The 8,596-nt window shown below is 40.7% G+C and carries 8 protein-coding genes; 4 read left to right on the top strand and 4 right to left on the bottom strand.

The genetic code is table 11. The features are described from left to right. Window positions 1-45: 45 nt before the first annotated feature. Window positions 46-267, bottom strand: coding sequence for a helix-turn-helix domain-containing protein (locus MA2_RS10315; RefSeq protein WP_067059547.1), 222 nt, complete (start codon window positions 265-267; stop codon window positions 46-48). Between the two features lie 167 nt (window positions 268-434). Here MA2_RS10315 and MA2_RS10310 point away from each other — a divergent pair, with 167 nt between their 5' ends. Continuing rightward, complete coding sequence (locus tag MA2_RS10310) at window positions 435-755, top strand: hypothetical protein (RefSeq protein WP_067059545.1); 321 nt, start codon at window positions 435-437, stop codon at window positions 753-755. Window positions 756-1,923: 1,168 nt separating this feature from the next. On the opposite strand, the gene MA2_RS10300 is transcribed toward MA2_RS10310, so the two are convergent. Next, complete coding sequence (locus tag MA2_RS10300; RefSeq protein ID WP_067059541.1) at window positions 1,924-2,460, bottom strand: hypothetical protein; 537 nt, start codon at window positions 2,458-2,460, stop codon at window positions 1,924-1,926. Window positions 2,461-2,799: 339 nt separating this feature from the next. Between MA2_RS10300 and MA2_RS10295 the strand changes: the two genes are divergently transcribed. The 3 genes from MA2_RS10295 to MA2_RS10285 all read left to right on the top strand — a co-directional run bounded on the left by MA2_RS10295 (window position 2,800) and on the right by MA2_RS10285 (window position 6,228). After that, a complete protein-coding gene (locus MA2_RS10295) occupies window positions 2,800-3,270 on the top strand; it encodes a plasmid mobilization protein (RefSeq protein ID WP_067059539.1) in 471 nt (156 codons plus the stop codon). Next, window positions 3,264-5,747 (top strand): relaxase/mobilization nuclease domain-containing protein, encoded by a 2,484-nt coding sequence (locus MA2_RS10290; protein ID WP_067059537.1) that lies wholly within the window; start codon window positions 3,264-3,266, stop codon window positions 5,745-5,747. The genes MA2_RS10295 and MA2_RS10290 overlap by 7 nt, the downstream gene beginning before the upstream one ends. A gap of 175 nt (window positions 5,748-5,922) precedes the next feature. Continuing rightward, window positions 5,923-6,228, top strand: coding sequence for a BrnA antitoxin family protein (locus MA2_RS10285; protein WP_067059549.1), 306 nt, complete (start codon window positions 5,923-5,925; stop codon window positions 6,226-6,228). A 285-nt stretch (window positions 6,229-6,513) separates the two neighbouring features. Here MA2_RS10285 and tnpC read toward each other — a convergent pair whose 3' ends face one another. Both tnpC and tnpB read right to left on the bottom strand, forming a co-directional pair. After that, window positions 6,514-8,223 carry an IS66 family transposase gene (gene tnpC / locus MA2_RS10280; protein ID WP_067059535.1) on the bottom strand — a complete coding sequence of 570 codons (1,710 nt, stop codon included), beginning with the start codon at window positions 8,221-8,223 and terminating at the stop codon, window positions 6,514-6,516. A gap of 84 nt (window positions 8,224-8,307) precedes the next feature. Further along, window positions 8,308-8,596, bottom strand: a 289-nt coding sequence (gene tnpB, locus MA2_RS10275) for an IS66 family insertion sequence element accessory protein TnpB (protein WP_067059533.1), incomplete at its 5' end; no start/stop codon positions are given.

Raw genomic sequence — 8,596 nt, 5'->3', positions numbered from 1 at the left:
TTATTAAAAAAGCCTTTGCTTATTCAAACAAGGGCTTCTTTATAGTTAAGAATTATCTTTGGGTTCATCTTCCTCATACAAAATAATATCTCCAGGTTTGCAATTTAACAGCTTACATAAGCGTTCCAAGGAATCGAAATCAATACGGGTCACTTCGTTATTATATAAGCGGTATAACGTAGTTCTTCCCATATCAGTCATACGATTGGCATCAGCAACCTTCAACCCTCTTTGTGCAAATAGCACAGGCAAATTTAATTTAATCATTATTTTTCCACTAAGTGTAATAAAATGGTTGATAGTGGGAATATTTAACGCTATAATATTCCCACAAGCGGTAATTTAGTTACATTTAACAGGCATATATGCCTTATTACTAGATATTTCTATTATCGCATATCTACCTAAAATAACCAATAACGAGGAAACCATTTATGAAAACCCTCAACCTTAACCACCTCATCCAACAGCAACAACACAACCAACGCCTTAAAACCATTGCTAACCAACTGGCTAACCAACTCATCTTAGATTTTGACATCAACGACGGCTATCAAATGGCATATTTTTTAAATCTTGGTCAAAGCTTGGATAACTACACCGCCATTCGGAAATGGGCAGGCAAGTGGCTTAAAGCGCATTACAGCGTATTTGACAGCTTAGATACCCTAGATGACCTGCAACACGATGACACGCTCTATAGTGAGCTAAAAGAGCGATTCCTGAGCCATTTTCCCCAGACCGCAACTGCCTAGCTTAGAATAAAAACGCATGAGGGAAAAAACACAAATCAAACCCACACGCTATCACCCTAGCTTAGCATCCCAATTATCCTGAATGGCTGATAAACGGTTAAATAACCCTTGTAACGCTGATATCAGCCATTCAATCTGACCAATAAATCAATTAATCAATAAATTAACCGAACATCCCAGAGACGAGCCTACACCCAAATGCAAAACCCAGCTCCCCTCAAATTTCTCATACAACTCAACGTCAGCGACCAAGACATACACATCTGCTACGTCTACTACTGCCCGCCGACAGGGCAGAACAACACCCTGCTTGAACATATCATCTGGCTCTGTCAAAAACATCACATCAACCCTGCACAACTGGCAGACACCCTAAAAAAAACTTAGAGTCTATGACAGCACTATCGCCTGCCAAAAATGTCACATCTTAAAACAAGTGACTGAACCCAAACTGGTAGCCACAAACCTCAATACCTCCTCTACCATAAACAAGACGAGCTACGCATGTCAAAGCTGTTACGACTTTCTTACCGAAGATAGTTAAATAAACCTAAGCCAATGATTCAAAGCAAAAATATTACAACACCACCCCGAAATCAATAATTTGGATAAAATCATCGCAAATTCTAAAGAAGGACGATTTAAAAATTAGAACATCATTCTGGAAGAATAACGAATCAAAATTATCCATTTAGCCCAATGGATTTGTCACCATCCTGACTTTCAACATAAATACCTTACCACCAATAACAAACAACATCCTAGCTTAGTAATTTGAAAAGCCAGCGTTTAAAAAACTAATCAAAGCTATCATCGTCGAAGATAAAAAACGGTAGTGGTTTGAAAAGTATGCTCAAAGAAAATCGTTCGCCCTGAGCTTGTCGAAGGGTAGCGATTTTCTTATGGTTCGATAAGCTCACCACGAACAGAAAATCGTATCAGCATACTTTTTGACCCATATCCAAAAAAACAAATCGACTTTTACAAACTATTTATCTAATAAGAAGCATTTTAACTGGCGTTTTTAATAATCTGCGATCTGCGATAAGTCATTAATAAAAAATCACAACCAAAACTATCAACATAAAATACGCCAAAAAATTTTTCTGATATACAAAAAAATTTAAATTCTTTACCAATCAAAACTTTTTTTTGCTATCAAAAAAAATCACGATAAATTCTCATTTGCAGGTAATTCTGTGTTTAACGAATTGGTATCAAGTCTATTCACCGCATTAGCCTCATCTTTGTAAATTTTTTCAACTATTACATCAGGCTCAACGAAAAAATTACTTAGCCACTCTTTGTCTTTTTTATTTAAATTCTCATCGCTAAGCATCAGTTGTAAAAAATCATTCAGTGAAATGGTGGCTTTTTGATTGGGTAATTTTTTTAAAGACGCGATGGTGACAAGTCCAAAGCGTTTATAACGATTTTCGATGATTTCTTTTTTCTCACTTTCGTGATTTTTTAAGACTTGTTTAGCTTGTTTCTTTTTCTCCCGAATACGAATTTTAGACTGTTCAAATTCTAACAATAACTTTAATTTTTTAACATCTGCATCAGACAATACAGATTTTTGAGTCAATGCTAAAATTAACTGGTGTTCATCAGATAGTTTTTTAGATTTAGCAACTTTTGTCTCGAAATCTTTAACTAGCTTGGTTAATAAATGATTTTCTATCTTGGTTAATTCTGCTTTCATAACTTACCTTTATAGACTATTTAGCTATTGGATTTCACAATAATAACAACATCCAGTAAAAAATTAAAGCAAAAACTATTTGTAAGTCGGAGAAATCATCGTATAATCCAAAGAAAAACTTGAGTAAGTAGAAGATTTTTTCAGCAATATCAATGACAACGTTACCATTTTCGCAAGCTCAATGATAACGCTGTCGCTGGTAAAAGTGGGAATATTTCCCCCTTTTAAAACCCCCAAAATCGCTTCGTATTTAAAATTATCCTATCGTCAATTTTAGATACGAAGCGATAAGATGATATTACAATATAGGATGATTAATTTTTTTAGCGATTTAAATGTATGAAATTAGATAAAGAAAATAAAGTAATTGAAAAACGTCAGACTCGATTAAATTTGCGTTTAAACGATGATGAGTATGAATTAGTTAAATCTCGTGCCGAAGGCTTTGGTTTGCCAATGGCTAAGTTTGTGCGAGTTTGTCTATTGGATTTACCTCAACCTGCTAAGCGGATACATGATTTACCGATAATTGATCCAGCCTTGTTTAGACAGATTGTGAGTATCGGTAATAATGTCAATCAATTGACACGTTATGCTCATACGGTATCATTAGATCCAAAGCAAACACTGAATACATTAGAGTTGGCATTTGCGTTGCAAAGAGTCGCTGACGAATTGAAGTTGTTACGAGAACAGTATTCGCTTAACGCCGTAAAGAATGCGGATAATATTATTAGCGATTCAACTGTGATTAATGATCAAACTGATTCACCTGTTATCAAAAACTTTGCTGAGACAATTAAATGCTAGTGCGATTTTTTGATCATGGCAAAGTAAAAAAAGGCGAACTAACACGTACAGGCGGCGGCGGTGCGGTACGCAATTATTTATTATTTGATAAAGACAATAGAAGTAAACCTCGCGATGGGGCTCGATTAATCTATGGTAATGACATTGATACGACAGAAGTGATTAATGGAATAAAGAATTCCAAAATTTATACTTCGGGTGTTTTATCATTTGCGCCTCAAGAATCGCTCACGGATGCACAAAAAATTGAGATTATTGAGTCGTTTGAACAGAACTTATTTCCTGGAATGACGGCGGGAGAGTACAGTGGGTATTGGGTCGAGCATCAAGACAAAGATAGGCAAGAATTACATTTTGTGTTTGCCGATATTCATTTGCCATCGGGTAAAGCCTTACCCGTGTATTACCACGGAAAAGATTTAAAACTGGTAGACTCTTGGAAAGATTTAATCAATATTGATTATAATCTTGAAGATCCAAATGATAGTAAGCGTCAACGTCCTTACCAGCTTAAAAGTTATGAATATGCCCTAAAAAAACAGCAAGAAAATGATAAACGTGCTGGCAAAATCGTTAAAAACAAAAAACAATTTGACGAAGAAAAAATCGGCGAATGGCTGATTAATGAAATTATTGAGGATGAGTCAATTCAAACGCAAGATGACATTATTCAAAAAATTTCAGAAGTATTTGAAATCACACGGGTTGCTAAGGATGGCAAATCTATTTCGATTAAAAATCCTGAAGGTGGGCGTAATATTAAACTAAAGGGGATGATGTATGAGCGAGAATTCACAAGACAGCGTTTCGAGTCGCTTGGAAAAACGCAAACAAGAGAAAGAAAAAATCGAAGCGAACTTCAAGCAATCAATCGACGAGAGCGTGAAAAACGCAAGCTCAGATTGGAGCAACGCTTTGAAAAACGTCGTGGGTCAGATAGACAGCTTGAGCAAGACCTTGGTCGAGAATTCAGTGAAGTTGAATCACGAGCAACTGCAACAAGCTCAGAACCAGCTCAATCAATTAACGGACAAAGTGAGCGAGCTGAACCAAGCAGTCAGCCGTATGAGCGAATCGGTGTCACAGACAGTGGCAACTTGCCAGACCAGCGTGAGCGACAGTCTCAAGAATATGACGCAAAACGTGAGCGAGGAGAGCAATACAGCGGTCAATCAGAGCAAAACCATTTTGCAAACCATACCCCAAGCAATGACGACCATCAGCCAGCAGGTCATCACGGATACCAAAAAGGCAGTGACCGAGCATCAGCAACACATGAAATTTCTAAACAAACTGGGTATGCGAGCGACACTGTTTACCCTGTTCGAGATTTTAGTCGCTGCCGCTTTGTCTGGGTTGAATTATTATCTGGGCAATCAGGTGTATCAAACCCAGCAACGCTTGGATACACTACAAGCCCATATCAGTCAAACCCCTATCGAGGCTCAGGCATTATCCATGGTGAGTCTCTACACCAATCAGGGCAAAGAAGGTGGGTTGCTGATTACGCCAAAAAATCAACAAACAGCGTTTTGGGGAAACAACCAGCAGGGGGAGAAGACCTTACTGGTCACAGAACTGCCCCCGACCAAACCAACCGCACAAGCGAAGAAAGACAACCCAGCAAAGTAGCATCTTATGACCCATCCAACCCCTATCGAGCTCATCACGAAAAGTTTAGAGAAACTATCGAACGATTTGCACCAGAAAATCGACAGCAAGCTGACGCAGATAAAAAGCGACTTACAGCAACAGCTCAATCAAGCGACTTCACAGTTAGCGACGACGCTGTCACAGCAGCTATTGACCAAGCTATCGACCCGTCTCGACCAACAGATACAAGCCAAGACCGAGCAGCACAATCAGCGAATCAACAATTACTTGGACGAATTAGCCACTTTAAGCAAATCACAGACAGCAACGCTCAAAGCAGGCAGGGAAGAATATCAACTCTTACAAACCAAAATACAATCAGTCTTGAGCCAATTAGAGAGCATACCAAGCGACGACAACAGCGACGTCGAAAAGTCGTTGACCGATTTAAAGACTTCGATTCAGACATTACAGACCAGTACCGCCGAGAGCAACAGCGAACAGCAAAACTTAGAAAACTTAGTCAGCGAACTCGAAACGCTAAAGACGGATATGTCCAACACATTGGCGAGTTTCAAGAAACAACAAACCAGTTTGGCGAACTCGTTGGCACAGTTTCAGCCCTTGTTAGAGCCATAATTGAGCTATTTAAAAAATTGTTTAATGGGTTAAAACAGCAAGTGGTGGGGTATGCCAGGGAAGGTAGGCTATATGAAGTTGATGCCAATGGTAAGCAACACAAGATGAACCAACAACAGGCAGAATCTTATGTCAGTAGCCATCCTTATGATTTGTCGGGGTATGCCAAGTTAAAGTTTACCGCTGAAAAGCTGGAAAAAGATAAGGAGCTAAGGCATCAGCCGTTCAGAGGGTTTGGGCGGTAGGGATTCTTTGGTTGGTTGATACCTTATATATCAGATTTTATCTTGACGACTTGGCATCTTATCGTTACGATTTACAAAAATGTATTTACAATATAATAAAGATTAAGTTAAAGTGGGGAGGAGTATATCCGTATTATCTCAGCCCGTCCTGCAGATAAAAAGGAAAAGATACGTTATGAACAAAATCGTTACTCGAACTATTGATTTAACCAATCCGCCTGAATTAACCGAAGAAGCCAAGGCTCGTCTTGCTAAATTAAATGAGGCGGACATTGATTATTCTGATATCCCACCATTAACGCAGGAGTTTTGGGCGAACGCTGTGTCAAATCCGCTTTATAAGCCAACCAAACAAATTGCTACGGTACGGTTGGATAGCGATGTATTGCTATGGCTTAAGTCTCAAGGTAAGGGTTATCAAACTCGGATGAATAGTATTTTAAGACAGGCGATGTTGGTTGACTTAGCAGGGACACATTAATTGACTGTTATGGAATGACCAAAGCTACTGTCTTTTAAACAAAAAACAGTTGGGTTTGTTATACGCTGTTTTATTGACAAGTTAATTGACAAAATAGGAGCGATTTGCCCCTATTTTTTTATGGAAATGGAATTGTCTAAAAAACCAGCATTTTTTGGACTATTTATCAAGCTAAAAGACTTGGCAAAATTACTTGCTACTGTAATTTCTATGCAGACCCATTATTTACTACATTTCCCTGATTCAGCGAGTTTCAGCTTTTGAATGTAAGCCCCCGACCATCCCCTATTGAGGTGGTTTCCAGCAATGTGGTAACAGCGCATCAATCTGGCTATCAGGATGTGTTGGCAGACGTCTCAGCACATCCGCTAAATACGCATACGGGTCAAGCCCATTCAATCTAGCTGACTGAATGAGCGACATAACATTCGCCGCCCGCTGCCCACTCTCAAGCGACCCTGCGAACAACCAATTCTTACGCCCGAGAGCCCAAGGACGCATCTGATTCTCCGCCCAATTATTATCAATCGGCAAACTGCCATCATCCAAATAACGTGTCAGAGCCTGCCACCGTTTCAAGCAATACTCAATCGCCTTGGTAATATCAGCATTCTTAGTCGTACCTAGCCTTTTCTCCTGTAACCACACAAGAAGCCTATCCGCAACTGGTTTAGCCTTCTCTTGCCTGATTTGCCTAACGACTTGGGCATCTCTAGGCGTTGGTGATTGGTTTTTCTCAAACCGCTCATCAATCTCACGCTCAACGGCATACAGTGATTGAAACAGTTCTAGTGCCTCAATGCTAATAAGACTCTGCCCTGTCACATGAAGCTCATGAAACTTACGTCTGGCATGAGCCATACAACCCACTTCAATCACCCCTCGCCCAAATAATGGCTTATAGCCGTTATAGCCGTCGCAAACAAGCTTGCCCTTAAAGCCCTTTAAAAAAGCATTGGGATACTCACTACCCCGACCTTGGGTAAAGTCATACACCACCGTTTTGATTGGACTATGCTGCGGGGTTACATACGCCCACACATAACCTTGTTTTAACTTGCGCTTAATATCTTTGGTACCGTAAGCGTTTAAAATCTTCACAGGGGTTTCATCGGCATGCACAATTGGCTGAATAAGCATCAGCTTGATTAAGCGATTGACTAAAAACCCAAGCTGCACCCCACAGCGTCCGACCCAATCGGCTAAGGTTGAATCGGATAAATACACCCCGCTACGCTGATAAATCAGGCTTTGGCGATACAGGGGCAAATGGTCAGCGTATTTACTGATAAGCACATGAGCCAGTAGCTCAGGCGTGGCAACGCTTTTATCGATGATTTGGGCATCGGTTTTGGCTTGAACCAACCGCTCACGGTTACACGCAGCGTTACGACAGGTGTATTTGGGATAAACATGACGCTCACGGTAAAACTGCTTTGGTACAAAGCCAAGTTTGTCTTGAACATCTTGACCAATTTGCGTCATTTGACAGCCACATTCACAGGTGGTTGACGGTGGTTCGTGGATGATGGTGTGAATGTCGAGGTTATCAGGGATAACGATGCGTCTTTGTCGTTTGGGTTTGGTGAGCTTTTGGGTTGGGTTATCTGCTTTGTCTTCAAGTCCCTGAGTAGTGAGAGTTTGAGCATCAACAGATTCATTCGCAGACAGTTTGGCTCGCTCGTCATCGCTAAGATTGGCTAAGAAGTTGTCATGCGCTTGTTCAAGCAAGGCTAGGTCTTCTAGGGCGGTTTCTTTGTTTAGGTGGGTTTGTTTGGGGGTTAAGCCTTCACTTTTTTGCCCAAACAGGCGATGAATGAGACGTTGCTGTTTGGCGATTTCTTCAACGAGTGCTTGGTATTGCTGTTTGAGTTGCGCTGCTTGCTGTTCGTAATATTGTTTTTGTGCGTCAAGTTGCTGTTGAAGCTGAGCGTTTTGGGCTAATAAATCAGCGTAGCTTAGGGCGGTTGGGTCGGATGGGTGGGCGGCGGTCATGATATGAGTTTGCCATAACCGTCCTGCATTGTCAGTAAATAGGCGGTGATAGTTAAAATTTAGCGGCTTTATGATAAAGTCAGCTTAGGTCGGCGGGGTGAGTATGTCTTTGCCTAGGTTGTGCCAGGGCAGTCCGCTGACAAGGGCGTTGAATTGCTCGTGGCTGATGGTGAGTCCTGTGGTTGGGTTGGGTGGACTGTGATGTCGCATGAGGCGTTCGCCCAGTCCGTGAAATTTGCTATCATCCAGTGTTCGGGTGCATAGCCAAATGCCCAGTCCATCATGAATGAGTATTTTTAGCCGGGTGCCTGTTTTGTTGTAGAATAGGTAGGCACAGTGTGGACGGATGCCTGGGTGGTGCTGTAGGATGAAG

The sequence above is a fragment of the Moraxella atlantae NBRC 14588 genome, from assembly GCF_001591265.1.
Lineage (GTDB): Bacteria > Pseudomonadota > Gammaproteobacteria > Pseudomonadales > Moraxellaceae > Faucicola > Faucicola atlantae.
This window is presented reverse-complemented; position numbering and strand designations above follow the sequence as displayed.

Coding starts and splice junctions, on each gene's coding strand:
- MA2_RS10315 (WP_067059547.1), bottom strand. CDS start 267: ATGATTAAATTAAATTTGCCTGTGCTATTTGCACAAAGAGGGTTGAAG.
- MA2_RS10310 (WP_067059545.1), top strand. CDS start 435: ATGAAAACCCTCAACCTTAACCACCTCATCCAACAGCAACAACACAAC.
- MA2_RS10300 (WP_067059541.1), bottom strand. CDS start 2,460: ATGAAAGCAGAATTAACCAAGATAGAAAATCATTTATTAACCAAGCTA.
- MA2_RS10295 (WP_067059539.1), top strand. CDS start 2,800: ATGAAATTAGATAAAGAAAATAAAGTAATTGAAAAACGTCAGACTCGA.
- MA2_RS10290 (WP_067059537.1), top strand. CDS start 3,264: ATGCTAGTGCGATTTTTTGATCATGGCAAAGTAAAAAAAGGCGAACTA.
- MA2_RS10285 (WP_067059549.1), top strand. CDS start 5,923: ATGAACAAAATCGTTACTCGAACTATTGATTTAACCAATCCGCCTGAA.
- tnpC (WP_067059535.1), bottom strand. CDS start 8,223: ATGACCGCCGCCCACCCATCCGACCCAACCGCCCTAAGCTACGCTGAT.